Below are 24,882 nucleotides of genomic sequence, written 5' to 3'. Positions count from 1 at the left end.
AGGAACGGCGACGCGCTGCATGGCGCCGGTTGATCGTCACAGGTCCCTTCCGTCGCGCGCCCGGCGCCGAAAGGAACCGGGCGCGCTGCCGCCGGACGGCGGTGCGGGTGGAGGGTTCCCACACACGCCGACCACACTGCCCACCAGCCAGAACATCACCGTGCGCAGCTCGGTCGGCGTCGCCGCAGCTGGACGAAACCGGTCATCGGCAGCAGGACGTGGCCGACCGCGACCCCGGCGGAGGCCGGGAAGGGTGCCGGTGTACCCCGACTTCAGTGGGCCCCGGCGCCCCTCGGCTCACGCGGCGACGGCGATCGAGGCCCCGGATCCCTCGGCTTCGTCGAGAAGCTCGACGAGGGTCGCGCGGGCCCGGGCCACCCGGGAGCGGACGGTCCCGACCGGGCAGCCGCCGGCCTCGGCGGCCTCCTCGTAGGGCAGCCCCGCCAGTTGGGTCAGGACGAACGCCTCACGCCGCTCGGCGGGCAGCGCGTCCAGCAGGTCGAGCAGGGCCACGCCGTCGTCGAACCCCGGCAGACCGCTGGGCTGGGCCCGCTCGGCCCAGATCGTCCAGTCGTCCACGTCGGCCGCGCGCGGCCGGGCGGCGGCGTACCGCAGGCTGTCGACGACCGTGCGGCGCGCGATGGACAGCAGCCAGGTACGCGCCGACGAGCGCCCCTCGAACCGGTGCAGGCTGCCGAGCGCCCGCAGGAACGTGTCCTGCGCGAGGTCATCGGCCAGCTGGCGGTCGGCGGAGAGGTACGTGACATAGCGGACGACGTCCGGACGCAGGGCACGCACGAAACGGTCGACGGCGTCGGGATCGCCGGCGCGGGCGGCCAGGGCCCAGACAGTGGCCGGGTCGTCGGGCGTCGTCGTAGCGGCGGACCGGCCGAACGCCATGCGCCCCGCGTCGCGCTTCTTGGCCGGCAGGGGGAGGACAGGAGTGATCACCTGATGTCCTTCTCGGGTGGTCCGGGACCCATCGGCGCGGCGCAGCACGCGCACAGGCGCGGGCAGGGCACGACGGCCGTGAGGTCCGCCGCCGCGGAAGGTCCCGGGGAGGGGATTGGGAGAGGACGTACGCGTGTACGCCCCGTGCCCGAGGCCTCGGAGCCGACGGAAGCGGCACCGACGGGACGGCCTCGGGAAGCCGGCTGTCTCAGACGACAGCGGTCCCGGCCGGAGGTCCCCGAGAGATGATCGTGTGCGTGAGCGTCAGCCGCGGGAGCCGCTCCGCACGCCCGCTCCTCGGCCGCAGGCAGGGCCGGCGCGGTGGAACGGGCAGGGCGGCGAGGGGCAGCCGCAGCGGCGCGGCCAGCCATCCGGCGACGGCCCGCAGGAGCCGGAACGCGGCCCGCTCGCCGTACGCCAGCCACACACCGGTCAGCAGAGCGGCCAGCGTGTGGGCGGCGAGCATGCCGAGCGACGACATACCGCCGGTGTCGTGGGCCAGATGGCCGAGGTGCTCGGCATGCGCCGCGTGGCCCATGGACATGGCCCCCGTGGAGCCCGTGTCCATCGCGTCCATGGGCATCGAGCCCATGAGCATGCCGCTCATGTCCTGCGCCACGGAGCCCCGGCCGGACCCCGGCGCCGCCGACCGGCCCCAGGAGAAGACCGAGTGGAGCGCCCCCTGTGCGACGACCACGACGGACACCACCAGCGGGAGTCCGCGCTCCCGGCCCGCCAGAGTCCAGCCGACACCGCTCGTGGCCGCGAAGCCGACGGACATCGTCCACCACGGCACGGTGGAGCCCGACATGAGTACGTGGCCCAGGGCAGCGAGCAGCACGCAGACGGCCGCGAACACCGCGGCTCGTATCGTGCGCGCACCCCACCCAGCAGTCATGACGGCCTCATCCTCGCATCCGGGCTCCGCTCGTCACGGGTGGGTACGCGCAGAGCCCCGGCCCGTCACTCACCCCGAAGAGAGTGATACAGGACACAGCGCTCCACCGGAACTCGAAAGGCGGTCCGGCCGATCCCCACGGATGGTCGGGCCGACGCGGCTCACGTCGGTCGGTTGCTACGTCACCGCGTACAGGACGCCGTTCACGCTGCTGACGCGGACCACTCCGTCGGCGAAGGCCGGCGTCGAGTACACGGGGCTGCCGGTGCGGAATTCCCCCGCGGTTCGCCGGTGTCGGCGTCCACGGCGTACAGGTTGCCGTCCGCGTGCGTGTCACAGGGCGTCGGGCTGTCTCGTCTCAAGGGTGTAGCCACCGACGACCACGAAGGAGCACCCGATGGACGCGCGACTGAACTACTTCGCCGGCCCGAACCCCAGCAAGGCCCTCAGGTACATCATGTCGGCGGGCAAGGCGCTCAAGGAAACCCCGCTGCCGGCCGCGACGCAGGAGTTGGTGGCGCTCCGCGTGAGCCAGATCAACGGCTGCGCCGTGTGCATCGACATGCACACCAAGGAGGCCGCCGCCGCCGGGGAGTCCTCGGTGCGGCTGAACCTGGTGGCGGCGTGGCGGGAGGCCACGGTCTTCACCGAGGCCGAACGCGTCGCGCTGGAGCTGGCGGAGCAGGGGACCCGGGTCGCGGACGCGGCCGCCGGGGTCAGCGACGAGGTCTGGGCGCGTGCCGCCGAGCACTACGACGAGGAGCAGCTCACCGCCCTGGTGATCCTGGTGTCCTTCATGAACACGGTGAACCGGCTGAACATCATCACCCAGCAGCCGGCCGGCGACTACGAGGTCGGGCAGTTCCACTGAACGGTCGTCGACAACCGGCCCGGGCCCACTGCGGGCGTCCCGGCCCGGTGGCCTTGCTCGGCGCCGCCGGTGGACCGGATGATCATCAGAAGGTGCCCGGGCCGACGCGTACGGCCGGGCACGAGGACGCACGGGGGGAGTCGGCGTGAGCAAGGTCGAGGAATTCGAGGAGCTGCGGCCGCTGCTGTTCTCGATCGCCTACCGGATTCTGGGCAGCGTGGGTGAGGCCGAGGACGCGGTGCAGGAGACCTGGCTGCGCTTCGACGGCTCGACGACCCGGCCCACGTCGACCAAGGCCTTCTTGTCCGCCACGGTGACGCGGATCTCGATCGACGTGCTGCGCTCCGCACGGGTGAGGCGGGAGGAGTACGTGGGGCCGTGGTTCCCCGAGCCGCTGCTCACCGATCCCTATCAGGATCCGGCGCGCTCGGCGGAACTGGCCGACTCGGTGTCGATGGCGGCGCTGCTGCTCCTGGAGCGGCTCAGCCCGCTGGAGCGGTCGGTGTTCGTACTGCGGGAGGTGTTCGGCTTCGGCTTCGACGAGGTCGCCGCGGCGGTGGAGCGGTCGGAGGCGGCGTGCCGGCAACTGCTGGTACGGGCGCGGCGGCACATGCAGGCCGGACGGCCGCGGTTCGAGGCGGACCGTCAGGAGCGGCAGGAGCTGGCGACGCGATTCTTCGGCGCCCTCCGCGAAGGCGATGTGGTCGGCCTGCGGGATCTGCTCGCCGCCGATGTGTCGATGGTCGGGGACGGCGGCGGCAAGGCTCCGCAGCTGGCCAGGGCCGTCATCGGCGCCGAGAACGTGGCCCGGCTGCTCGCCTCCGTCTTCCCGCTGATGGCCCGGGTCGACGTGACCTTCGAGCCGCAGGACGTCAACGGCCAGCCCGGAGCGGTCTTCCGCGACCGGGACGGCAAGGTGCTCCACATCCTGGTCCTGGAGGTGCTCGACGGTCAGGTCCAGACCATCCGCTCGGTGATCAACCCCGACAAGCTCGGCCACCTCGGGCCGGTCGCTGACGCCTGGGCTGTCGATCGCGAGGTGAAGGAGGTCCGCCGGCAGGCGGAATGACCTCTTCCCGCCGTGCCCGACCCGTCGCCCGCACGGCGCCGAGGGTGGTCCCGTATTCCCTGGTGGATCAGCGCGCGGCGTCATATGCGGTGCATCGCAAGGCGGAGGCCCGTCCGCATACTGGAGGTGTTCGGGTGTTCCGACAACGCGGCGAGGTGCCGTAACTGTCGTCGTGCGCCCGCCGGGGATCCCGGGACAGCCCTTAGTGTCGGTCCCATGATCGTATGGCTCAATGGCACGCACGGCGCAGGCAAGACGACGACCAGTGCGCTCGTGCAGCAACTGATCCCGGATTCACGGGTGTTCGATGCCGAAAAGGTCGGCGAGACACTCATGGACATCACGCCGGGGCTGCCCCGGACGGACAACTTCCAGCACTGGCCCCCGTGGCGGCCACTCGTCGTCGAGACCGCCCGCCACGTACTCGACTACACCGGAGGCACACTGGTGATGCCGATGACCGTCCTGGTCGAGCGGTACTGGCGCGAGATCAGCACCGGCCTCGCCCAACATGCGATCCCGGTACGGCACTTCGTCCTCCACGCCGACCAGGACACCCTCCGCGGGCGCATCGAGGGGGACACACTTCTCGGTCCCTCCACGTTCCGCCTCAAATATCTCGAGCCCTATGCCGAGGCGGCCCGCACGTGGCTGCACGGCGAGGCCGAGGTCGTCGACACCACGCACCTCACGCCCGCCCAGGCCGCCCTGCGGATCACGGAGGCCCTCAAGAGTTGAGGCCCGCCACGCGAAGCCACCTCCCCGGGCCACACGTCATGTCGACCGCCCTCCAGGCCACGTGGCCGGAGCCTCGGGAGCATGGGGGTAGGCCGACGACCGGTGCTGGAAGGAGAGGATCTTCGGGTTCTGGACGACGCCGTCGCGGATCTCGATGGCCTTTCGGACCGTGACGTCGCGGTCCCATGCCACGGGTCCGCTCATGACCTTGCGCAGATAGGGAAGCAGCGCCTCGCTGATTTCCCAGGTGGCGGAGTTCCACAGGTGGGACGGGCTGTGATCCACCGCGTAGTAGTGGCAACCCGGCCCCACCGCGAGCATGGGCTCGCCGAAGGTGGTGGGGCGAGCCCATCCGAAGCCCATGCCCTCGTCGCAGGCGACATCGATGAAGAACGTCCCCGGCCGGAACAGGCCGAGTTCCTCGTCGTTGACGAACATCAGCGGCGCGTCGGTGTCCTGCAGGACGCAGTTGACGATGATGTCGAACCCGGCCAGGTACTCCGCCAGCGGCACGGCACCGGCCGCGGTGACCGCCTGCAGCCGTGACGGGTCGTCCTCCTGTTCCTCGAAGTGGCCCATCACGACCGAGGGCATCGGCGAGGCCACCGCCGCGGCGGCGCGCTGGGTGAGCACCGTGACGTCGGAAACCCCCATGGCGCCCAGGCCCGTGACCGCGCCGCGCGCCGTGGCGCCGAAGCTGATGACCGCCGCGCGCATGCGGCGCCCGTAGCTCCCGGTCAGCCCGCCGAGCTGCAGGGCGTGCAGCACCGAGCAGTAACCGGCGAGCTCGTTGTTCTTGTGGAAAACATGGACACTGAAGGCGCCCGTGGAGGTCCAGTGGTTCATTGCCTCCCAGGCGATCAGGGTCAGCCGTCGGTCGATGGCGAGCTGAGTCATCTTCTCGTCCTGCACACAGTGCGGCCATCCCCACAGCACCTGGCCCTCGCGCAGCTCGGCGACGTCGTCGTGCATCGGTTTGGGCAGCAGCAGGACGTCGCACTCGGCGAGGAGTTCCGCACGGGAGCGCAGGCCGGCCACGAGCGGTCGCAGCGCGTCGTCGGCGACGCCGAACCGTCGGCCGTAGCCCTGTTCGAGGAAGATCCTCTCGCGTACGTCCGGGGCGATCCGTCCGAGGTGGCCGGGGTGCAGCGGCAGCCGGAACTCGTTCTCCTTGTGCGAGGAGGCGAGTACTCCGAGGCTCATCAGGCTCATGTGGGGCGGCTCATTTCCGACCGGACGCGATGCGTTCCGGGATTGCCGTTCCCCGAGGGCGACGCCGAAATGGATGACGGCGTGCGAGGTGCGCTCGGTACCACCACCGTACTCCCGTCCCCGCCTCGGATCGTCCGCCGCTCGTTTGAGCTCGAAGGATGTGCGGGCCCGGCCCCCGGCGGCAGCGGTGAACCGCACAGCGGGACAGGCGCCCGCACGCCTCGGTCATGACCGTCCTCGGCGCCTCCGACCGCCCGCGCCTGGCTGTGGGCCGAGCACACCGCCGTCCCGCTGACCGACGCACCCCCCGTCGTCACCCACATCGCCTGGCCCGCGCACAGCCGCTCCGTCGCCCTCGCCGGGCTGATCCGCACGGCCACCGCGATGACCCCCTGATGTCCTCCACGGCCGCCATCCGGTGCGGACGATCATTTCGTCGGCCGAGGAGGACATCGCGTGGTGTGTGCGCCCGCGCCACACGGATGTCGAGGCTTCGGGCGCCGAACCGCGGGCCTGGTCGTCAACCGGCCGGAAATGCCTGCCAGTCGAGTGCTGAACAGGCGTGGGCCACCGCCTCCTCCGCGGTCAGCCGCGTACCGTGCTCGAAGATCTCCGTGAACGCCCGTCCGCCCAGGGCCGCCCGTGCCGTCGCCGTGACCCGGTCGACGTCGCCGCGCTCGGCGGACGGCAGCGGGGCACCCACCCCACGGCGGGCCGCGTGCGCCGCCCCGAGCAGCAGCGCGGCGCACTCGGCCGGCGTCCCCGGCCCGCTCAGGGACGCCGCGCCCGCGAGGCCCTCCAGGGACAGGGCGAGCGCGCGCGGCTCGGCGAGGGAGCGGGCGATGTCCAGGCCGTGCAGGTGATGGCGGACGGACCGGGCGGCGTCGCCGCGGAGTTCGGCGATGAAGCCGAGTTCGGCGAGGAGCAGATGGTCGCCCGCCTCCGAGGAGGCGTCGGCGTGGCCGTCGCGGATGTCCATCAGGTGCGCCTCGGCCGCGCCGAGGTCCCCGGAGCGGCGGGCACCGAGGGCGAGGCCCATCTCGGAATGGATCTCGCCGTACTTGTAGCCCTGTTCGGCGGCGATACGACGCGCCTGCTCGTGCAGGGTGCGGCCCCGGTCCCAGTCCTGGGCGAGCAACGCGAGGCGACCGAGGCCGGACAGCCGCGCCGACACCTCAGCCTCCAGGCCCAACTCCCGGGCCATGCGCAGCCCTTCGCGCTGGAGCCGAGCCGCCTCGTCGTAGTCGCCCTTGATCTCGGCGAGCGCGGCGAGCGGTGACACAGTCTGCAACTCACCCCAGCGCTCACCCAGTTCGCCGAGGAGTTCGGCACTGCGCCGCCCGTCCCTGCCGAGTGCGTCGAGGTCACCACGGACCAGGGCGAGCGTGGCCCGCAGGCCGAGCGCGACGGCGGTGCCCCACTGCTCGCCCGCGGTGTCGAAGAGGGCGAGGGCCCGGGCGTTCAGCTCCGCGCTCGCGGTCACCTCGCCCACGCTGAACAGGCCGTACGCGCACAGCCAGAGAGCGCGGGCCCGACGTACGAGGTCAGGGACGGCGTCCGCCGCCGCGGTGACCGCCGCATCCGTCCGGCCGCCGGTGAGGAGCGTGAAAGCCGCTTGCAGCAGGGCCAGTTCGGGCGCTTCGGGGGCGGCGGCGAGGACGGTCGACAGGGTGCGGCGCGCCTCGGTGAGCCGGCCGCGCAGCAGCCACCACCAGGACAGGGCGGTGGCCAGTCGGACGGCCTCGTCGGCGTGCCCGGCGGCGGCGCGGCGCAACGCCTCGTCGAGCGCGGCACGCAGATTTCCGGCTTCCGCGTCCAGCCGGGACAGCCAGGACCGCTGGCCCGCGCAGCGCAACCGGGACTCGGCGAGCTCGGCGAGCGCGAGGTAGTGGCGCAGATGGCGGTCGCGCACGGCCGTGAGCTCCCGCACCTCGTGCAACCGCTCCATGGCGTACGCGGCGATGGACTCCAGAAGCCGGTAGCGAGGCCCGGTCGGGCCCTCCACGACCACCACGAACGACCGGTCGACGAGCCGCGTCACCAGGTCGAGCACCTCCTCGCGGGCCACGCCGTCGCCCGCGCACACCGCTTCGGCGGCGACCAGGTCGCATCCGTCGCCGTACACGGCGAGGCGGCGCAGCACCACGCGCTCGGACGCGCCGAGCAGCTCCCAGCTCCAGTCGATCGTCGCCCGCAGGGTCTGCTGACGAGCGGGCGCGCCGCGCTGTCCGGTGGTGAGGATCCCGAACCGGTCGCCGAGCCGGGCCGCCAACTCCCTTACACCCAAGGCGCGTACGCGGGTGGCGGCCAGCTCCAGGGCGAGCGGGATGCCGTCGAGACGACGGCAGATCTCGGTGACGGCGGCATGTTCGGCCGGGCCGGACGTCTCCGAGTCGAGCGAGAAGCCGGGGGCGGCTGCGGCGGCCCGCTCCGTGAACAGCTGTACGGCGTCGTCGTTTCGCAGCGGCTCCACGAGGAACACGGCCTCGCCCGCCAGGCCCAGCGGTTCCTGGCTGGTCGCCAGGACACGCAGCCCGGGTGCGGTGCGCAGCAGCAGTGCGGCGAGTTCGGCGGCGGCGTCGACGACGTGCTCGCAGTTGTCCAGGACGAGCAGCGTACGGCGGTCGCGCAGGACGGCGGCCAGGCGATGCGCCGGGGACCGCGCGGGAACTCCGGCCCCGGCGCCCGGCAGCGCGACCGGGATGTCGTCCCGGATTCCGAGGGAGGAGGCCACGACCTGCGCGAGGTCGGCGGCGGTGCCGGCCCGGACACCGGAGAACTCCGCGAGCCAGACCCCGTCGGGAAGTTCGTCCGCCTTCGCCGTTCCGGCCGCCGCCCCCGCGAGCCGGGTCTTGCCCACGCCACCGGGGCCCGTGAGGGTCACCAGGCGCGCGCCGGCGAGGAGTTGGGAGAGGCGGGTCAGGGCTTCGGCTCGTCCGACGAGAGGGGTCAGGGGGGCGGGGAGGTTCGAGTGGGGGGTCCGGGTGGAGGGCTTCGGCGGCTGTGGGGCGAGTGCGGGGGTCGTCGCGGGGGTACCGGGGGCGGTCGTGGCCTTGTCGGGTGGGGTGGCAGCCGTACGGGCCCCCGTCGGGGCAGGCGCGGGTTCCGGCAGAGTGGTGGTGAAGGTCTGGCCGAGCGCCAGGTCCTGGCGCAGCACTGCCTGGTGGAGGGCGCTGAGTGCGGGGCTCGGGTCGATGCCGAGGTGTTCGGCCAGGTGGGAGCGCAGGGCCTGGTAGGAGTCGAGGGCCTCGCTCTGGCGGCCGGCTCGGTAGAGCGCCCGGATCTGGAGGGCGCGCAGCCGTTCCCGCAGGGGGTGCCGGGTCACCAGGTCGGTCAGTTCGCCGGCCAGGAGGACATGCTCTCCGGTCTCCAGACGGGCCTCGGCCTGCTCCTCCAGCACGGACAGTCGCTGCTCGGCCAAGCGCCGCGCGGCGCCCCGCGCGAACTCCTCGTCCGCGAAGTCGGCGTATGCGGGCCCCCGCCACAGGTCGAGCGCCTCGGTGAGCAGGGCGGCCCGTACCCGCGGGTCCCCGACGGGACGGGCCTGGGCCACGAGGGCGTGGAACCGGTCGGCGTCCACCTCGTCGGTCGCGGGGTCGAGGCGGAGGCGGTAACCGGGGGGCTGCCGTACGACGCGGTCCCGGCCGAGGGCCCGGCGCAGTTGGGAGACCTTGGACTGGAGGGCGCCGGTCGGTTTGCCCGGCAGGTCGTCGCCCCACAGGTCGTGGACGAGGCGGTCGGCGGAGACCGGTTTCGCGTCGTGCGCGAGCAGATCCGCGAGCAGTGCCCGGACCTTGAGCTCGGGGACCCTGACCGTCTCCCCCTCGTCGTCCCACACCACGAGTGTCCCGAGCACCCCAAACCGCATGCGAGCCACCGTACATGCGTCCGGGCGGCGGCCCGCGAGGAGCGTACGGCGCCCGCACTCGTCAGCCCGGGGCCAGCCCGGGGTGGCCGGCCGTCAGCGGACCGTCAGCGGATCCGCAGTCCTTCCGAAGCGCGGCCGCGCACAGTCGTTCCCACCGGCTGACGTGGCCTGCCCGGCGGCGGGGCCATCAGGAAGGAGCCGTGGGCATGACCAGGTACGCGGGCCGAAGAGCCGTGGTCGTAGGCCAGGACGCCGGGTTCGGGCCCGCGATGGCGAAGCGGCTCGTGGAGGGCGGCGCGGAGGAACTGCCGACCGCCGGCCCCTCCCCGGAGCGGGCGCACGCGGGCCTTCCGCCCCTGGGTCGCCTGGGCTCGGCCGAGGGGAAGGTCGCCCGCGAGGTGCTGTTCCTCGCCACCGACTCGACCTTCACGACCGGCGCGCGGCTCCCCGGAGGGCCCATGGGGTCCGTGCCGGCCTGCGCCGAGAGGCCGGCGGCGGGCTCGGCCACCGGTAGCCCCCACGTCCCGGTGCGACCCGCGGAGACAAGGAACCCCGCACGCACCCCGTCCCCAGATGATCCGGAGACCACCGCATGAGCACCTCACCAGACATCACGACCGCGCCCGGTAAGGACACCCGCGCCGCCCCCGACGCCAGGGGCGGGGGCGAGGAGCGGCAGAAGCTCCCGCTTTTCGCCCTGCTGGCCCTCACCACCGCCGTCTTCATCACCAGCCTCACCGAGACCCTCCCGGCGGGCCTGCTCCCCGCGATGAGCGACGACCTCGATGTGAGCGAGTCCGCGACCGGCCAGACGGTGACGATCTACGCGATCGGCACGGCCCTGACCGCCATCCCGCTGACCGCGGCCACCTCGGCCTGGCGGCGCCGGACACTGCTGCTGACGGCCATGGCGGGCTTCGCCGCCGCCAACACCGTCACGGCCGTGTCGTCGGTCTACGGCGTGACGATGGTGGCGCGGTTCGTCGCGGGCGTCGCCGCCGGTCTGGCCTGGGCCCTGCTCGCCGGGTACGCACGGCGCTTGGCGCCCGTACCGTTGCAGGGCAAGGCGATCGCCGTCGCGATGGCGGGCATTCCGGTGGCGCTCTCCCTCGGTGTGCCGGCCGGCACCTTCCTCGGCGAGACGCTGGGCTGGCGCACGGCGTTCCTGGCGATGACGGCGCTCACGGTGGTGCTGCTGCTGTGGATCTTCGTGGCCGTGCCGGACCATCCCGGCCAGGAGCGCGGTGAGCGCCCGAAGATGCGGGGCGCGCTGCGCGTCCCGGGTGTGGCTCCCGTCCTGTTCGTCACGCTGGTCTTCGTCCTGGCCCACACCATCCTGTACGCCTACGTCGCCACATTCGTGGAGGACCTGGGCATGGGGGACGACACCGACGTGGTGCTGCTCGCGTTCGGCGGCGCCTCGCTGGTGAGCATCTGGATCGTGGGCGCCCGGATCCACCGTCGGCTGCGCGTGCTGACCATCGCCGGCGCCCTTCTGGTCGCCGTGTCCGCGGCGTTGCTGGCCGTGCTCGCCGACGACGCCGCCGTGGTGTATGTCGCGGCCCTCCTGTGGGGTCTTGGCTGGGGCGGGGTGCCCACCCTGCTGCAGACCGCCGCGGGTGACGCCGGCGGTGACTCCGCCGACGCGGCCCAGGCGATGCTGGTCACGCTGTGGAACGTCGCCATGGCCGCCGGCGGTGTCATCGGCGGCATCCTCCTCGACCGGATCGGCAGCGGCTCCTTCCCCTGGGCCATGCTGCTGCTCCTGCTGCCGGTGGTCGCGGTCGTCGTCCTCGCCCGCGGCCACGGTTTCCCCGCGAAGCGACCCGGCGACGCGTAGGACGTCGTACGGCCTCGAACTCCCCCTCGGCGCGGTGGAGTTCGGGATCGGCGACCACGAGTCGTCGATCGACCGGCGTCCCCCCGCGGGCGGCGTACTTCACGCTCGGCCCGTTCAGCCGACGCACACCCTGCGGTACGCCACCTCCGGAACGTACGTCCGCCACTGCTCCCGCGAGAGGTCGGCCCCCGTGCCGGCCCGCGCGCACACCTGGGCGACCGCCCGGTCCGGGTGCACCACGTATTGCTGGAGGGGCACATGCGCGCTCCCCGCGTACAGCGTGCCGCTGTCGGGGCTGAAGGCGAGGGTGTCGATCAGCTCGCCCGGCGTGGTCAGCGGGCCGCCCAGGGGCCGCTGGGTGGCGATGTCCCAGAGCTGGAGGGCGCCCGCGCCGCCCCCGACGGCCAGGGTGGCGCCGTCGGGACTGACCGCCAACGCGCTGACCGCTTCCGGTTCCCCGCCCGGCGGGGCGGGGAAGACGTTGCGCAGGATGCCCTTACGGTCGCTCAACTCCCCGTTCCACAGGGCGACTCGGCCGGTCAGGTCGCCCGCCGCGAGGCGCGAACCGTCCGCGCTGAAGGCCAGGGCGCTGATCTGTTCGCCCTGGACGAGGCCCTTCGCGGTGACCTGCAGCGTGCTCCTGCCGGTGCTGCTCCCGGTGGGCAGGCCTGCGGTGCGGTTGTCGCCGACGAGGAGGCCGCCGTCGGGATGGACGGCCAGGTGGGTGCTCGTCAGGCCGGTGAGGACGGTCGTCCTGCGGCCGGTCCCCGTGTTCCACGCCTCGTCGACCGCCACGCCCGGCACAGGTAGGCGGGCCGCGTAGAGAGTGCCTCCGCCCGGACCCAGGGCGAGGGCGACCACCGGGGCGGCCGACTCGGGGGTCGCGAGTTCCAGGGTGGCCCGGGCTCGGTCCTGGCCCGTGTCCCAGACCGTGAAACGTTGCGGCGCCGCCTCCCTGCCGGGAGCCGAGACGCCGTACGAGAGCGCCTTGCCGTCGGGGCTGAACGCCAGGAGGGCCATCGTCTGTTCCGGGACCACCGGAACGGCGGGGTCTGCCGACACGGGCGGGGGCGGGGCGGGGAGGGTGCGCAGCAGGCGGCCGTCGGAGGTGGCGCGGAGCTCGAAACGATAGCGGTCGTCGACGAGTTGGGCAGTGGCGTATGTCCGGGCGTCCGGGCTCACCCGTACCGCTGTCAGCGGGGCCTCGCGCCAGGCGGGCGTGACCGCCATCCCCAGTTCCAGGCAGTGGACGGCGCCGCCTTCGAGGTAGCGCAGGGTGGTCCGGCGGCCGGGGTCCCAGGAAAGGCCGTACAGATGCTGGTTGTTGAGAGGGTGCCGGAACACGGGGGCCGCCGGGTCCGACAGCCGCCACACCCGGATCTCCGCGCCGTCGGCGGTCGCGAGGAACGTGCCGTCCGGGGTGAACGCGGCCCGTTCCGCGCCGAATTCGTCGATGTGGGCCACCTCGCGGGCCGACGCGGTGTCCCAGACCCGCACGCCGGACTCCGAGAGCGCGGCGAGCCGGTCACCGGCGGCGCCGAACACCAAAGCCGTCGCTTCCCTCTCGTCGCACAGGCCGCGGGCCCGTTCCCACGGGCCGGGGCGGATGCGGTGACGGGTGATGTCCCAGACCTGCGGGGACCGGTCTTCCGGGCAGACGGCGACCAGGCTGCCGTCTGCGCTGACGGCCGGGGTCACCAGGCCCGCCGCCCGGCCCTCGAACAGCACGGCGCCGTGCGTGACGGACCGCATGCGCACCCGGGCGTCGTCGACGTCGCTCACCACATATCCGCCCGCCGCGATGTCGGTGACGGAGGTGAAGGGAAGGGTGCGCGGGTCGCCGGTCCAGCGGCCGGTGACCGTGTCCCACAGACGGATGCCGTCGTCACCGGCGACCGCGAGAACCCGGGCGTCGGGGCCGGCCGCGAGCACCTGGCCGGCCGGTAGCCGTCCGGAGGCGATGCGGCGGCCCTTGACCACGTCCCAGGTCCGCCAGGTACGGTCGTCGACGCTGAGCAGCGTACGGCCGGAGTCGGCGAGGAAACGCGCCGGACCGTCGCCCGGTGCGGGGTCGGTGAAGACGGCGTGTTCCGCCTGGGCGAGGGAGCCGAGCAGCGCCCGGCGGGCCTCGGGCAGCGGCGAGATCCGCCAGGCGGCGACGCTGAGCAGCATCGCGGTCCGCGGGTCCGTCGTCCGCATCGCGTCGGCGATGTCCGCGACCCGGCGTGCGGCGGTGTCGGTGTGATGGCGCGCGTTGTCGACGCTCAGGTGCCAGGCGGCCAGTCCACCCATCAGGGCCACAGCCAGGACGGCGGACAGCGCGGCGACGAGGACACGGGAGCGCCGGGTGGCGCGGACGGCGGCCCGGGACTCCGCCGCGCGGGCCGCCAGCGCGGCGTCGAGGAACTCCCGCTCGGGCGGGGTGAGCCGGCCGCGTTCCCCGGCCGGCTTCCCGGTGAAGAGTTCCTCGGCGCGGGCCAGTCTGCTGCCCCGGACCAGCGCCCCCGGATCGCGGTCGTGCTCCAGCCAGAACCGCACCTCCTCGGCCAGCCGCCGATGGTGGCGCAGCCACTCCCGGTCCGCCTCGATCCAGTCGCGCAGCCTCGGCCAGCAGGTGATCAGCGCCTCGTGCGCGAGCTGGACACCCTCCTCGTCGACCGTCAGCAGCCGTGCGCGGGCCAGCCGTTCCACGACCACGGGCACGTCCGGGTCGGTCGTCGACTCGGCCAGTTCGTCCCGGGTCAGCGGGCGCCGGGTGTCGGCGCTCCCCTGCCCCGGCTCGACCATCCGCAGCAACAACTGGCGGGCGCCGCGCGCCTGTGCGGGGGTCAGCTGCCCGTACACCTCCTCCGCGCTCGCCGCGATCGCCCCCCGCACCCCGCCCGCCGCCTCGTACGCGGCCAGCGTCAGCAGCCGGCCCCGCCGCCGCCGCCAGGTCTCCAGCAGCACGTGCGACAGCATCGGCAGCGCGCCCGGCCGGTCGAGGACCTCCTCGACGATCCGCGCGGTCAGCTCCCGTTCGACCAGCAGCCCGACGGACGCCGCCGGCCTGGTCACCGCCTCCCGCAGCTCGTCCGCCGTCATCGCCCCGACCAGCAACCCGGCCCCGCCGAGCGCGTCCGCCAGTTCCCGGTGCTCGGCGCAGCGGGCGTAGAAGTCGGCCCGTACCGACACCAGCACGCGCAGCCTGCTGTCCGGGGCGCGGGCCGCCAGCAGGAGTTCGACGAACCGGGCCCGCTCGGCTCGGTCGTGGCACAGGGTGAAGACCTCCTCGAACTGGTCGACCACCACCCAGCTCTCCGGATCCCCGTCCGTCGGGGCCAGCAGATGCCCGTACGTCTCGGCAGGCCGCTCCCCGGGCGTGAACACCGGCACCTCGGCGGGGCCGGGCCGCCCCTGGTCGGCGTTCTCCTGCTGGAGGCGGGGTATCAGTCCGGCGCGCAGCAGTGACGACTTCCCGCTCCCCGACGCCCCGAACACCACCGCGAACCTGTGCTCCCGCACCAGCCGCAGGAGTTCACCGACCAGTTCGTCCCGCCCGAAGAACAACTCCCGGTCGTCCTGCTCGAAGGGCGCCAGCCCCCGGTACGGCGCCGCGGTGTCCCCGTCGCCGTCACGGGCGCCGGACGCGGCCTCCGCCTCGGCGTCCTTCCAGCGCGGCTCCCACTCCCCCGGGTCGCCCCCGCACGCCCGTACGTATCCCTGGACCACCGCGAGCGACGGCAGCCGCTCTCCACGCGCCGCCTCGGACAGCGTCGCCGCGGAGAACCCGGCCGTCTCGGCCATCCGGCGGTACGAGGGTCCGCCCGCCGTCCGCCGCAGTTCCCGCAGCTCATGGGCGAACAGCTGCACGGGACCGGCCTGCGGGTCCACAGGTCTCTCGGGACGCCCCATGAGCTCCACCCTCCCCATCCCCGTACGGCACGGGAGTCACATCACAGGGAAAAACGGTCCGGGAGCCATATCCGTTCACAACGAAAACGGTCGGGGCGGTGAAGACGAACTCCCGACGACGGAATTGAACGGCCTGATGAAAGGGGTGCCAGTCAACTTTTCGGCTGCCAGTCTCGGTCCCGCCACGCCGGACGCACGGCACGACCGAGCCGTATTCCCGGCACGACCAAGTGGAGAGCACCCGCAATGTTCAAGGCACCCACGCACAGCAGCAGAGCGTCCCGTCTCGGCCGGGCGGCGCTCGTCGCGCTCAGCGCCGGCGCACTGACCGTCGGCATCTCGACGAGCGCGTCCGCCGCGATCCTGAACCCCCTGCCGGAGAACGCGAGCACCTTCCAGAAGAAGTACATGCCGCTCTTCGACTACGACTCGGACAGCTGCTTCCCCGCGGCGGCCGTCGACGCGAGCGGAAAGCTCAACGGCGGCCTCAACAACAGCGGTTCGATCACCGGCGGTTGCCGGACCGACCACCTCGGCAAGGCCAACACGTACTCGCAGTCCTCGTGCAAGAACGGCTGGTGCGCGTACGTCTACGGGCTCTACTTCGAGAAGGACCAGACACTGAACGGCGCCGACGCCTTCGGCCACCGCCACGACTGGGAGTCGGTCGTGGTCTTCCAGAAGCAGGGCGACGAACGGCCCAGCTACCTCTCCGCCTCCCGGCACGGCGGCTACAGCACGCACCCGATCAGCGAGGTGCCGATGGACGGCAACCGCGTCAAGATCGTCTATCACAAGGACGGCGCGAGTACGCACGCCTTCCGCTTCGCCAAGTGGGGCGAGACGGCGGTGGCCTGGGGCGACGGGGGCTGGGACCACCCGGCCCTGGTCACCATGGAGAACATGGACAAGACGCCCCGCGACCAGCTGTGGAACTCCAAGTGGGGCGACGCCAACTTCCCGCTGACCGGCAACCTCATCAGCAACATCAACAAGGCCCGCCCGTCGGCGGTCCCCGCGTTCTGACACACGGGCCGACCGGGCTGACGCGCAGGCCTTCCTGAGCCGCCGCCGGTGGGACCAGCTCCCCCGCACTTCCCACCGGCGGCACCAACTCATGTGTACCGCTCACCTGTTCCGCTCACCTGTCGGCAGTACACGGCTGACAGGCGGGTGCCCGCACCGGCTGTCCGCAGCCGTGCACGAGGTCGCCATAACGGGGACTCCCCGTTGCTCCCCTGATCCCGGGGAAGCTCAGCGCTTGAGCGTGAAGGTGAAGTCGCCGGAGAGCTTGCCGCTCAGCCGGACTGCCGAAACGAGTTTCCCTTCCGTGATCAGTCTCTCGACCTCGGCCCGCGCGAGACCGCAGCCCTCAGCGATCAGTCGCACCGGCCGCACGGGGATCCGCGCCGCAAAGCGGACCGAGACGTCGATCACCTCGCGGTGCAGGTGATCCGATGCGCCCGTGTCGAGGCGCCAGGCGTTGTCCCAGTCGAGGGCGATGCGATTCCGACGCCGCACGACCGGATCCTGGAGCAACTCAGCTGTCAGGCCGGAGTCGTTGGCATGCAGCCGGTCCAGCAGCTCAGGTCGTACGGAGCGCACGTTCATCCGCTCCAGGACGGTGAGCTTCGAGGTCTCCCCGCAAGCGGTGCAGAGCACGAGGAGCCAGGCATCGATGAGCTTGTGGTTTGCGTTGACGCGAAATTTTCCGCTTGCCCGGAATCGCTCGGCCGCGCACGCGTGGCAACGGCGGAGAACGAGAGGCAGGCAGGTGGGCACGACCACCCAGTTTTCGAGCACAGAAGTACACCGGTTCCAGTGAGAAGTCCGCAGCAAAAAGCAGCGCGGCGCACATGCGCGACGCGCGACGAATCAGCACTCGGGAGGTCTCACACGGTGTACAACGGCACGTCCTTGCCCAGACGACTTGGTCGGGCAGCACGGTAGTGGCGCACAGCGGTGCCGCTCCACTGGTTTTCGGACACCTCCCCGTCCGCTCCGTTCGGCGGATGAACGGCGAAGTCAGACCCAGCCCCGAACGCCTGCGGACGTGCTTACTGTGCTGCGTATAGCAGGTACCCAAAGGAAAGTATTGGCGGACAACCGGCGCTCGCCCCCCGGGGCGTGCCGCCCGGGGCGTGCCGTTTAACCGGTCGCGCCGGACTCAGGGCAGCCACGAACAGCGGACGCTGGACGAGGGTCCGACCGGGAAATATCCCGATTTGTGCGCTTCGTCCATGATCGCTCTATCCTGTTGTACGGGAGAGCTCGAGCAGTCGACGTGCCGGCCTCGCGCCGGCGGGAAGCGGGCTTCCATGGCTGAGCGATTCAAAAGGTCCGGATTGGTCGGCGAACTGTCGGCCGAGTTCGCCGGCACCATGATTCTGATCCTCTTCGGCTGTGGCGTGGTGGCCCAGGTGGTCGCCGGCGGAGCGCTCACGACGCCACCGGGAGGACTCGGAAACCACGACAGCATCGCCTGGGCCTGGGGCCTGGGCGTCACCCTGGGTGTCTACGTCGCAGCGCGGCTGAGCGGCGCCCATCTCAATCCGGCGGTGACGGTCGCCCTGGCCACGTTCAAGGGCTTCCCGTGGAGCAAGGTGGCGCCCTACGCGGTGGCACAGACCGCCGGTGCCTTCGTGGCGGCCCTCATCGTGCGCTGGAACTACACCGAAGCACTGGCGAAGGCCGACCCCGGACACACCATCAAGACGCAGGGCGTTTTCTCCACGCTCCCCGCCAACGGCAATCCGAACCTGCCGGTCCACGAGTGGGGCGCGTTCCGTGACCAGATCATCGGCACCGCCATCCTGCTTCTGCTGATCCTGGCCGTCACGGACCTGCTGAACACACCGCCGGGCGCCAACCTGGCCCCGTTCATCGTCGGTCTGATCGTCGTGGCCATCGGTATGGCGTGGGGCACCAACGCGGGTTACGCGATCAACCCGGCACGTGACTTCGGACCCCGACTGGCCAGCTTCTTCACGGGCTACGGCACAGCGTGGCGAGATCAGTACGGGAATCTCTATTTCTGGGTGCCGATCGTCGGACCCCTGATCGGCGGTCTGCTCGGCGCCGGCCTCTACAAGGCCTTCGTCGGTCGGTTCCTGCCGACGGCGGAGCCGGAGCCCCCCGGCCGAGTTCCGTCCCCCGAGGAATGATCCCCCACAGCAGAGGCGGCAACCCATGGCGGACTTCGTGGGCGCGGTGGACCAAGGCACCACCAGCACCCGATTCATGATCTTCGACCACTCCGGCAACGAGGTGGCGAAGCACCAGCTGGAACACGCCCAGATCCTTCCGCGCTCGGGCTGGGTCGAGCACGACCCGGTGGAGATCTGGGAGCGCACCAACTCGGTGATGCAGAACGCGCTGCGGCACGGCAACCTCTCCCCCGAGGATCTGGCCGCGATCGGCATCACCAATCAGCGGGAGACCACCGTGGTGTGGGACCCGCGCAACGGACGTCCCTACTACAACGCCATCGTCTGGCAGGACACCCGCACCGACTCCATCGCGGCGGCCCTGGAACGCTCGGGCCAGGGCGACGTCATCCGCCGCAAGGCGGGGCTGCCTCCGGCGACCTACTTCTCCGGCGGCAAGATCCAGTGGATCCTGGAGAACGTCGACGGCGTACGCGAGGCGGCGGAACAGGGCCACGCCCTCTTCGGCAACACGGACGCCTGGGTGCTGTGGAACCTGACCGGCGGTCCCGACGGCGGTGTCCACGCCACCGACGTGACCAACGCCAGCCGCACCATGCTGATGGACCTGGAGACCCTCGACTGGGACGACGAGCTGCTGGGCTTCTTCGACATCCCCCGGCAGATGCTGCCCACCATCAGCCCGTCCTCCCACCGCGAGGCGTTCGGCGTGACCCGCACCTCCCGGCCGCTGCGCGCCGCCATCCCCATCACCGGGGTGCTCGGCGACCAGCAGGCGGCCACGGTGGGACAGGTCTGCTACGCGCCGGGCGAGGCCAAGAACACCTACGGCACGGGCAACTTCCTGGTCCTCAACACCGGTACGGAGCTGGTCCGTTCGCAGCACGGTCTGCTCACCACCGTGGCGTACCAGTTCGGCGACAGCCCGGCGATCTACGCCCTGGAGGGCTCCATCGCCGTCACCGGTTCCGCGGTCCAGTGGCTGCGCGACCAGATGAAGATCATCAAGGATGCGGCGGAGAGCGAGACACTGGCACGCACCGTCGAGGACAACGGCGGGATGTACTTCGTTCCCGCCTTCTCGGGCCTGTTCGCTCCGTACTGGCGCTCCGACGCCCGCGGCGCGATCGTCGGCCTGGCCCGCTACAACGACAACGGCCACCTGGCCCGGGCGACCCTCGAGTCCATCTGCTACCAGAGCCGCGACGTGGTCGAGGCCATGGAGCAGGACTCCGGAGTCCACCTGGACGTGCTCAAGGTCGACGGCGGCGTCACGGCCAACGACCTGTGCATGCAGATCCAGGCCGACGTCCTCGGCGTACCGGTCAGCCGTCCGGTCGTCGCCGAGACCACCGCGCTCGGCGCCGCCTACGCGGCGGGTCTGGCCACCGGTTTCTGGCGCGACACCGACGAACTGCGCACCCACTGGCAGGAGTCCAAGCGCTGGGAGCCGCAGTGGTCCGACGACCAGCGGACGGAGGGCTACGCGGGCTGGAAGAAGGCGGTGGAGCGCACGCTCGACTGGGCCAAGGTCGAGTAGCCCGACGACGGCAGGCGCCGCCCGTGAGCAACGGGCGGCGCCTGCCCGCGTCGGGCGTCAGCAGAACTGCCCCGGCCGGTGGTCGCGCGGGGCACTCCGGGCGGCCCTGCTGCACGCGATGGCCCAGTACCGTCCACGACCCGCAGCACGAGATGGCCCAGCACCGCCCACGGACCCACAGCACCCTGCGTGGACGCATCCGGCCCGCCGACGGCGGGAATGCCCTGCGCCCGCCCCTAAGGAGCGTCGGGTCTTCCGACCTCACCTGGCGAGAGGTCCGGTCGCCCCAAGGCTTCGAGGTAGGTGGAGAGCCGGCCGGCGGCGTACAGCTGGGCCGTCCCGCGGGACGTGAGGTCACGCCGCCACCCTTCCAGCGTCCGGGCCAGCGCTTCGAGACCGCCGGCGTCGCGGAGCTCCCCGAGGACGGTGGCGACGGCACCCAGGGGTCGGCCGCCCCGGCGCAGCAGGTGCGCCAGTTCGGCGTCGCGGACGTCCAGCGCGAGGTACTGACGGTGCCCGGTGCGCGGATCACGTGGTGGGGTGAGGACTCCAGCGCGTTCCCAGGCGCGCAGGGTGGCCGGGTTGAGCCCGAGGTGGCAGGCGAGTTCACCGATGCCGTACGGCGCCCGAGCGCCGGCCTCCGCATCCGGGGCGGCGGGTCCCAGGTGTGACAGCGCCGCTTCGACGGTTCGTAGCGTGTTGCGGTCGCGAGCCAGGAGCCCGTGTCCGTCGTCCACGTACTCCAGTGCGTCGTCGAGCCGGCCATCGGTGACGGCGCACATGATGCGTCGGCTCGTCGAGTAGCCGAACGCGGGGACGAGCGCCAGGTAGGCCGCCAGGGCGGCGGCATGGGTGGCGGTGTAGTCCCGATATCCCGTCCGGCTACGGCGAGCAGGCGGGATGATGCCGGCGTCCTCGTAGTTGCGGACCGCCTGCGTGGAGAGGCCATGCCGACGAGCCAGATCCACCGGCCGCATGTGACCTCCCGTTGAGGGTTTCCCACGCGGACGAGCGCAGGATCGGTCGCGAAGTCTCCACCGAGTGTTCAAGGATACGATTCAGGAACATGACACAGAGCACGCACACCGTGTCCGGTGACTTCGAGCTGACCATGGACGAGTTGCGCGTCGTGGCGCGTTATGTGGTTCGGCACGCAGAGGACGTCCTCTCCGCCTTCGAGCGGGCTGTTCCCCATGACCCGCGCCCCCGGGCGGCGATCGACGCGGCCCGGGCGTTCGTCGAGGGTGCCCACCGGACGGCATTGCAGCGCGTCACTTCCTTCGACGCTCATCGAGCGGCCCGGTCCGCACCCTGTGAAGCCGCGCGACTGGCCGCGCGATCGGCCGGTGACGCCGCCTCGGCCGCATACCTGCACCCCATCGCCCAGTCCGGCCAGGTCGGCCACATCCTGCGAGCCTCCGCGAGCGCTGCGCGCATCGGGGAGATAGCGGCGGGCGGTGACCCGGCGGTCGGCGATGCCCTGCTGGAACGGTCGCGGCTGCGTGCGGACCCCGTGCTCATCGACGTACTCCGCCGCTACCCGCCCGTGCCGAGCGGCGGCAGTCGTGTCGCCCGGCTGACGAGCACCCTGGACCATTCCCTGCGCCGGACGACCGTACGGTCGCCGGGACACGCGCCGGGCAGTGGCGCCGATGTGCACAGGAGGGAGAGCACGTCGTGATCCTTCCCAAGGTCCGGGACCCTCGCTTCGTGACGGTCCGCCGTGGTGGGACTCTCACCGACGCGGATCACCGTCTCCTCGCTCTGTGGGCTGCCTCCTGTGCGGAGCACGTTCTCCGCCTCTTCGAGTCGGCCCGGCCCGGGGACCCTCGACCGCGCCGCGCGATCGAGCAGGCCCGGGCCTGGACGCGTGGCGAGGTCAGGATGATGGAGGCTCGCGCGGCGGGCGGCCACGCGATGGGGGCGGCCAGAGCCCTGCGCGGTGCGGCACGGCACGCCGCGTACGCCGCCGGCCAGGCCGGGGCCGTCGCCCACGTCGCCGCGCACGAGCTCGGCGCGGCGGCCTACGCCATCAAGGCCGCGCGTGCGGCGGTACCGGAAGGCGAGAGCGAGACCGCGGGGAGACTCGAGTGCCAGTGGCAGCGCGATCAGCTCCCGGAAGCGATCCGCGAGCTCGTACTCGACGACCAGCGGCTGCGCGACGACATCTGCTGGTCGGTGTTCGGTCAGGCCTCGGGGGCTGCCCCTTCACGGCAATCCGCTGAACAACGTCGTCGAGTCGACGCGCGATGATCACCCTTCGGCACGTCTGCTCGGGAACGCGTGCAGCTGCGCTCACGTGACCGGGTGAACGCCGACCAGGCGTTCCCACAAGCGGTCGCGGAGGCTGCCCAGGCACCGATCAGGGGTTCCAGAGGACGTCGGTGAACGCACGGTCGAAGCGCCGCGCGGCCAGGTCCTCGCGTTGGGATCACCCAGGGGACGGTGGCGCTCTCCCAGCCCTGCACGGCCTGCCGACCAGGGCAAGGCAGGCCGCAGCCGTTCCGGGTGCGGGGCCCTCTATGACGAACGACGCCCCGAAGCGGCGCCTCCACTCGCAGGATGATCCTCACGCGTGCGGTGACGCGATGAGCACCCTCGCTCCGACGGGGTCGTCGTCGCGTCCGTCGCAGCGGCGGACGGTCCGACTCGGCAACCTGGGGGCAGCCGACGTGCCGCACAGCCGCCGTGGGCCGGCCCGTTTCGTACCCTGGCCGCATGCGCATGCGCCCCACATTGAGCTGGACCCCCACCGGAGACCCGCTGCCGGGCACCACGGATCTGGAGCAGGTCACCGACGCACTGGGCAGCGGTGGCCTGCTGGTGCTCACGGGGGCGGGCATCTCCACCGAGTCGGGCATCCCCGACTACCGGGGCGAGGGCGGGAGCCTGAGTCGGCACACCCCGATGACCTACCAGGACTTCATCGCCGACGCCCGGGCCCGGCGCCGGTACTGGGCGCGCAGCCACCTCGGCTGGCGCACCTTCGGCCACGCCCGCCCCAACGCCGGGCACCGGGCCGTGGCCGCGTTCGAGCGGCACGGTCTGCTCTCGGGGGTCATCACCCAGAACGTCGACGGCCTGCACCAGGCAGCCGGCAGTGAGGGCGTCGTGGAACTCCACGGGAGCCTGGACCGGGTCGTCTGTCTTTCCTGCGGCGCGTTCAGCCCACGCCGCGAGCTCGCCCGGCGCTTGGAGGAGGCCAATGCGGGCTTCGAGCCGGTGGCCGCGGGAATCAACCCGGACGGTGACGCCGACCTCACCGACGACCAGATCGGGGACTTCGGCGTGGTGCCCTGCACGGTGTGCGGCGGCATCCTCAAGCCGGACGTGGTGTTCTTCGGCGAGGCCGTACCGCCCCCGCGGGTCGAGCACTGCCGCACGCTGGTCCGCGAGGCCACTTCGCTCCTGGTCCTGGGATCCTCGCTGACGGTGATGTCAGGACTCCGGTTCGTCCGCCAGGCAGCCCAGGCCGGGAAGCCGGTGCTGATCGTCAACCGGGACCCGACCCGGGGCGACCGACACGCCCTGGCCCGGGTCGCGCTCCCGCTGGGAACAGCCCTCACCACCGTCGCCGACCGGCTGGGCATCCGCCTCGACGGCCAGGCGGCTCAGTGAGACGACGGCGAGGGGACTGCGCCGCGATCGTCCGCGTCAGGGGCTCGGCTCCCGTACAGCCGCCTGTCGTACGGCGGCCTCGTCACCCAGGCCTCCGGTCGGCGAATCAACCGGAGGTTGACCCTTTCCGTCAGCTCTGGGTTGACGTCGAGGAGCCGTTCCACGCCGGAAGTTGACGGAGTTTCCGTCCCTCTGCCGGACGCCGTCGACACCCTCACTCTCCTAGTGTCGGCATCGCCGGAAGGACGTTTCGGCGTACCAGCCCGACGAGGAGAGTCACGACGTGACTTTCGGACTGGCCTGGTCGGGGAAAAGCCAGGAATCGCAAGTCGAGAGCGGCCGGGCACGGCCGACCACGGGGGAACACCATGAAGACCGCTGTACGCAAGAACCGCGACACGTTCAAGAGTTCCAAGGGCTGGAAGTCCTGTGCCGTCGGGGCCGCGGCCGTCGGCGCGATGCTCGTGTCCACGGCATGCGAGCCGAGTACGCCCGACCACGAGGACTCCACCGCCTCGGACCGGCCGAGCGCGACGAGCCCGGCGAAGCCGGGTGACACGGCTTCGGCCACGCCCGCCGCGACGGCTTCGGCCACTCCCAGCGGCGGTTCGGGGGCTGCGGGCGGCAAGACCACGGGGGGCACCACCGGGGGCGGGAGCGGGGGCGGGACCGACAGCGCAGGCGGTGCCGTCCCCGCCTGCGCCGCGAAGGACCTCTCGTTCGCAACCACGCTCGAGGACGGGAAGGGCGAGGTCCCCAAGCATCTCCTCATCACCGTCACCAACTCCGGCGACAAGAAGTGCAACGTCTACCACTACCCGCACATCTTTCTCGGTGACTACGCCGAGGCCCGGTATCCGGTCGACGTGTACGAGGACAGTGACCCGAAGTCGGGGCCCGTCACTCTCGCTCCGGGTGACGAGGCGTACGCCGCTCTGCTCGCCTCCGGTGTCCCCATGGACCAGTACGAGACGAAGTCCATCACCCTCCTCCTCCATGGCCGCGAGCTCGGCAGCGACGGGAGCAAGCCGATCGGCGTCGACCTGCCCCGCACCGTGGCGTTCGACGACGGTGCCCGCGTCACCTACTGGACGACCGCTTCCGGTTATGCCCTGGACTTCATCATGTCCTCCTGACGGACCGCGCCGACCGGGATCTCCTCCCTGTCAGTGACCTCCGCCCGCCCTGCCGGGGACGTCCCGGCAGGGCAGACGAT

Annotated in this window: 19 protein-coding genes and 3 pseudogenes; 13 read left to right on the top strand and 9 right to left on the bottom strand. The window is 72.0% G+C overall.

Annotated elements, in window-relative coordinates; translation table 11 throughout:
- Nucleotides 1-126 precede the first annotated feature (126 nt).
- From ACIPFH_RS19140 to ACIPFH_RS19125, 4 genes and pseudogenes are all read right to left on the bottom strand, one after another.
- A pseudogene (locus ACIPFH_RS19140) lies at nucleotides 127-239 on the bottom strand (iron ABC transporter permease); the annotation flags it as partial.
- A gap of 58 nt (nucleotides 240-297) precedes the next feature.
- Nucleotides 298-900, bottom strand: a complete 603-nt coding sequence (locus ACIPFH_RS19135; protein ID WP_401828078.1) for a sigma-70 family RNA polymerase sigma factor — start codon at nucleotides 898-900, stop codon at nucleotides 298-300.
- Nucleotides 901-1,159: 259 nt separating this feature from the next.
- Entirely contained in the window at nucleotides 1,160-1,849 is a 690-nt protein-coding gene (locus ACIPFH_RS19130; protein ID WP_401827814.1) for a hypothetical protein, read from the bottom strand.
- A gap of 177 nt (nucleotides 1,850-2,026) precedes the next feature.
- A pseudogene (locus ACIPFH_RS19125) lies at nucleotides 2,027-2,110 on the bottom strand (hypothetical protein); the annotation flags it as partial.
- A 136-nt stretch (nucleotides 2,111-2,246) separates the two neighbouring features.
- Here ACIPFH_RS19125 and ACIPFH_RS19120 point away from each other — a divergent pair.
- The 3 genes from ACIPFH_RS19120 to ACIPFH_RS19110 all read left to right on the top strand — a co-directional run bounded on the left by ACIPFH_RS19120 (nucleotide 2,247) and on the right by ACIPFH_RS19110 (nucleotide 4,527).
- Nucleotides 2,247-2,720 carry a carboxymuconolactone decarboxylase family protein gene (locus tag ACIPFH_RS19120; protein ID WP_356261680.1) on the top strand — a complete coding sequence of 158 codons (474 nt, stop codon included), beginning with the start codon at nucleotides 2,247-2,249 and terminating at the stop codon, nucleotides 2,718-2,720.
- Between the two features lie 145 nt (nucleotides 2,721-2,865).
- Nucleotides 2,866-3,789: an RNA polymerase sigma-70 factor gene (locus tag ACIPFH_RS19115; RefSeq protein WP_401827813.1), complete on the top strand. Its 924-nt coding sequence runs from the start codon at nucleotides 2,866-2,868 to the stop codon at nucleotides 3,787-3,789.
- 216 nt (nucleotides 3,790-4,005) lie between these two features.
- Nucleotides 4,006-4,527, top strand: a complete 522-nt coding sequence (locus tag ACIPFH_RS19110; RefSeq protein WP_401827811.1) for an ATP-binding protein — start codon at nucleotides 4,006-4,008, stop codon at nucleotides 4,525-4,527.
- Nucleotides 4,528-4,563: 36 nt separating this feature from the next.
- On the opposite strand, the gene ACIPFH_RS19105 is transcribed toward ACIPFH_RS19110, so the two are convergent.
- Nucleotides 4,564-5,739, bottom strand: coding sequence for a N(5)-(carboxyethyl)ornithine synthase (locus ACIPFH_RS19105; RefSeq protein WP_401827810.1), 1,176 nt, complete (start codon nucleotides 5,737-5,739; stop codon nucleotides 4,564-4,566).
- A 243-nt stretch (nucleotides 5,740-5,982) separates the two neighbouring features.
- Here ACIPFH_RS19105 and ACIPFH_RS19100 point away from each other — a divergent pair.
- Nucleotides 5,983-6,135, top strand: a pseudogene (locus ACIPFH_RS19100) (LysR family transcriptional regulator); the annotation flags it as partial.
- Between the two features lie 124 nt (nucleotides 6,136-6,259).
- On the opposite strand, the gene ACIPFH_RS19095 reads toward ACIPFH_RS19100, so the two are convergent.
- Entirely contained in the window at nucleotides 6,260-9,607 is a 3,348-nt protein-coding gene (locus tag ACIPFH_RS19095; protein WP_401827808.1) for an AfsR/SARP family transcriptional regulator, read from the bottom strand.
- A gap of 206 nt (nucleotides 9,608-9,813) precedes the next feature.
- Here ACIPFH_RS19095 and ACIPFH_RS19090 point away from each other — a divergent pair, with 206 nt between their 5' ends.
- Nucleotides 9,814-10,203, top strand: coding sequence for a hypothetical protein (locus ACIPFH_RS19090; protein WP_401827807.1), 390 nt, complete (start codon nucleotides 9,814-9,816; stop codon nucleotides 10,201-10,203).
- Complete coding sequence (locus ACIPFH_RS19085) at nucleotides 10,200-11,447, top strand: MFS transporter (protein WP_401827806.1); 1,248 nt, start codon at nucleotides 10,200-10,202, stop codon at nucleotides 11,445-11,447. The genes ACIPFH_RS19090 and ACIPFH_RS19085 overlap by 4 nt, the downstream gene beginning before the upstream one ends.
- Nucleotides 11,448-11,561: 114 nt before the next feature.
- Here ACIPFH_RS19085 and ACIPFH_RS19080 read toward each other — a convergent pair whose 3' ends face one another.
- The gene (locus tag ACIPFH_RS19080; protein ID WP_401827804.1) at nucleotides 11,562-15,341 is read right to left on the bottom strand and encodes a hypothetical protein; all 3,780 of its coding nucleotides are present in this window, start codon (nucleotides 15,339-15,341) and stop codon (nucleotides 11,562-11,564) included.
- 246 nt (nucleotides 15,342-15,587) lie between these two features.
- On the opposite strand from ACIPFH_RS19080, the gene ACIPFH_RS19075 reads away from it, so the two are divergent.
- Nucleotides 15,588-16,367 carry an NPP1 family protein gene (locus tag ACIPFH_RS19075; protein WP_401827802.1) on the top strand — a complete coding sequence of 260 codons (780 nt, stop codon included), beginning with the start codon at nucleotides 15,588-15,590 and terminating at the stop codon, nucleotides 16,365-16,367.
- Between the two features lie 228 nt (nucleotides 16,368-16,595).
- On the opposite strand, the gene ACIPFH_RS19070 is transcribed toward ACIPFH_RS19075, so the two are convergent.
- Nucleotides 16,596-17,144, bottom strand: coding sequence for a DUF1062 domain-containing protein (locus ACIPFH_RS19070; RefSeq protein ID WP_401827800.1), 549 nt, complete (start codon nucleotides 17,142-17,144; stop codon nucleotides 16,596-16,598).
- 515 nt (nucleotides 17,145-17,659) lie between these two features.
- Between ACIPFH_RS19070 and ACIPFH_RS19065 the strand changes: the two genes are divergently transcribed.
- Together ACIPFH_RS19065 and glpK are read left to right on the top strand one after the other, a co-directional pair.
- Nucleotides 17,660-18,505, top strand: a complete 846-nt coding sequence (locus ACIPFH_RS19065) for an MIP/aquaporin family protein (RefSeq protein ID WP_401827798.1) — start codon at nucleotides 17,660-17,662, stop codon at nucleotides 18,503-18,505.
- Nucleotides 18,506-18,530: 25 nt separating this feature from the next.
- Nucleotides 18,531-20,048, top strand: a complete 1,518-nt coding sequence (gene glpK, locus ACIPFH_RS19060) for a glycerol kinase GlpK (RefSeq protein WP_401827797.1) — start codon at nucleotides 18,531-18,533, stop codon at nucleotides 20,046-20,048.
- Nucleotides 20,049-20,284: 236 nt separating this feature from the next.
- Here the strand turns inward: glpK and ACIPFH_RS19055 are convergent, their stop codons facing one another.
- Nucleotides 20,285-21,025, bottom strand: coding sequence for a MerR family transcriptional regulator (locus ACIPFH_RS19055; RefSeq protein WP_401827796.1), 741 nt, complete (start codon nucleotides 21,023-21,025; stop codon nucleotides 20,285-20,287).
- Between the two features lie 89 nt (nucleotides 21,026-21,114).
- Here ACIPFH_RS19055 and ACIPFH_RS19050 point away from each other — a divergent pair, with 89 nt between their 5' ends.
- From ACIPFH_RS19050 to ACIPFH_RS19035, 4 genes are all read left to right on the top strand, one after another.
- Nucleotides 21,115-21,729, top strand: a complete 615-nt coding sequence (locus ACIPFH_RS19050) for a putative immunity protein (protein ID WP_401827794.1) — start codon at nucleotides 21,115-21,117, stop codon at nucleotides 21,727-21,729.
- Nucleotides 21,726-22,301, top strand: coding sequence for a putative immunity protein (locus ACIPFH_RS19045; protein ID WP_401827793.1), 576 nt, complete (start codon nucleotides 21,726-21,728; stop codon nucleotides 22,299-22,301). Before ACIPFH_RS19050 ends, ACIPFH_RS19045 begins: the two co-directional genes overlap by 4 nt.
- 465 nt (nucleotides 22,302-22,766) lie before the next feature.
- On the top strand, nucleotides 22,767-23,666 hold the full coding sequence (locus ACIPFH_RS19040; RefSeq protein WP_401827791.1) for an NAD-dependent protein deacetylase: 900 nt from the start codon (nucleotides 22,767-22,769) through the stop codon (nucleotides 23,664-23,666).
- A 368-nt stretch (nucleotides 23,667-24,034) separates the two neighbouring features.
- On the top strand, nucleotides 24,035-24,802 hold the full coding sequence (locus ACIPFH_RS19035) for a DUF4232 domain-containing protein (RefSeq protein ID WP_401827789.1): 768 nt from the start codon (nucleotides 24,035-24,037) through the stop codon (nucleotides 24,800-24,802).
- The last annotated feature ends 80 nt before the right edge of the window (nucleotides 24,803-24,882 follow it).

Source organism: Streptomyces sp. NPDC088157, from assembly GCF_044741545.1.
Classification (GTDB): Bacteria; Actinomycetota; Actinomycetes; order Streptomycetales; family Streptomycetaceae; genus Streptomyces.
Note: the sequence above shows the minus strand (reverse complement) of the source record. Positions and strands in the feature narration are given on the sequence as shown.

What these genes read in the sequence shown, in the direction of transcription:
- ACIPFH_RS19135 (WP_401828078.1), bottom strand. Translation starts at nt 900, where the DNA reads ATGGCGTTCGGCCGGTCCGCCGCTACGACGACGCCCGACGACCCGGCC.
- ACIPFH_RS19130 (WP_401827814.1), bottom strand. Translation starts at nt 1,849, where the DNA reads ATGACTGCTGGGTGGGGTGCGCGCACGATACGAGCCGCGGTGTTCGCG.
- ACIPFH_RS19120 (WP_356261680.1), top strand. Translation starts at nt 2,247, where the DNA reads ATGGACGCGCGACTGAACTACTTCGCCGGCCCGAACCCCAGCAAGGCC.
- ACIPFH_RS19110 (WP_401827811.1), top strand. Translation starts at nt 4,006, where the DNA reads ATGATCGTATGGCTCAATGGCACGCACGGCGCAGGCAAGACGACGACC.
- ACIPFH_RS19105 (WP_401827810.1), bottom strand. Translation starts at nt 5,739, where the DNA reads ATGAGCCTGATGAGCCTCGGAGTACTCGCCTCCTCGCACAAGGAGAAC.
- ACIPFH_RS19095 (WP_401827808.1), bottom strand. Translation starts at nt 9,607, where the DNA reads ATGCGGTTTGGGGTGCTCGGGACACTCGTGGTGTGGGACGACGAGGGG.
- ACIPFH_RS19090 (WP_401827807.1), top strand. Translation starts at nt 9,814, where the DNA reads ATGACCAGGTACGCGGGCCGAAGAGCCGTGGTCGTAGGCCAGGACGCC.
- ACIPFH_RS19085 (WP_401827806.1), top strand. Translation starts at nt 10,200, where the DNA reads ATGAGCACCTCACCAGACATCACGACCGCGCCCGGTAAGGACACCCGC.
- ACIPFH_RS19080 (WP_401827804.1), bottom strand. Translation starts at nt 15,341, where the DNA reads ATGGGGCGTCCCGAGAGACCTGTGGACCCGCAGGCCGGTCCCGTGCAG.
- ACIPFH_RS19075 (WP_401827802.1), top strand. Translation starts at nt 15,588, where the DNA reads ATGTTCAAGGCACCCACGCACAGCAGCAGAGCGTCCCGTCTCGGCCGG.
- ACIPFH_RS19065 (WP_401827798.1), top strand. Translation starts at nt 17,660, where the DNA reads ATGGCTGAGCGATTCAAAAGGTCCGGATTGGTCGGCGAACTGTCGGCC.
- glpK (WP_401827797.1), top strand. Translation starts at nt 18,531, where the DNA reads ATGGCGGACTTCGTGGGCGCGGTGGACCAAGGCACCACCAGCACCCGA.
- ACIPFH_RS19055 (WP_401827796.1), bottom strand. Translation starts at nt 21,025, where the DNA reads ATGCGGCCGGTGGATCTGGCTCGTCGGCATGGCCTCTCCACGCAGGCG.
- ACIPFH_RS19050 (WP_401827794.1), top strand. Translation starts at nt 21,115, where the DNA reads ATGACACAGAGCACGCACACCGTGTCCGGTGACTTCGAGCTGACCATG.
- ACIPFH_RS19040 (WP_401827791.1), top strand. Translation starts at nt 22,767, where the DNA reads ATGCGCATGCGCCCCACATTGAGCTGGACCCCCACCGGAGACCCGCTG.
- ACIPFH_RS19035 (WP_401827789.1), top strand. Translation starts at nt 24,035, where the DNA reads ATGAAGACCGCTGTACGCAAGAACCGCGACACGTTCAAGAGTTCCAAG.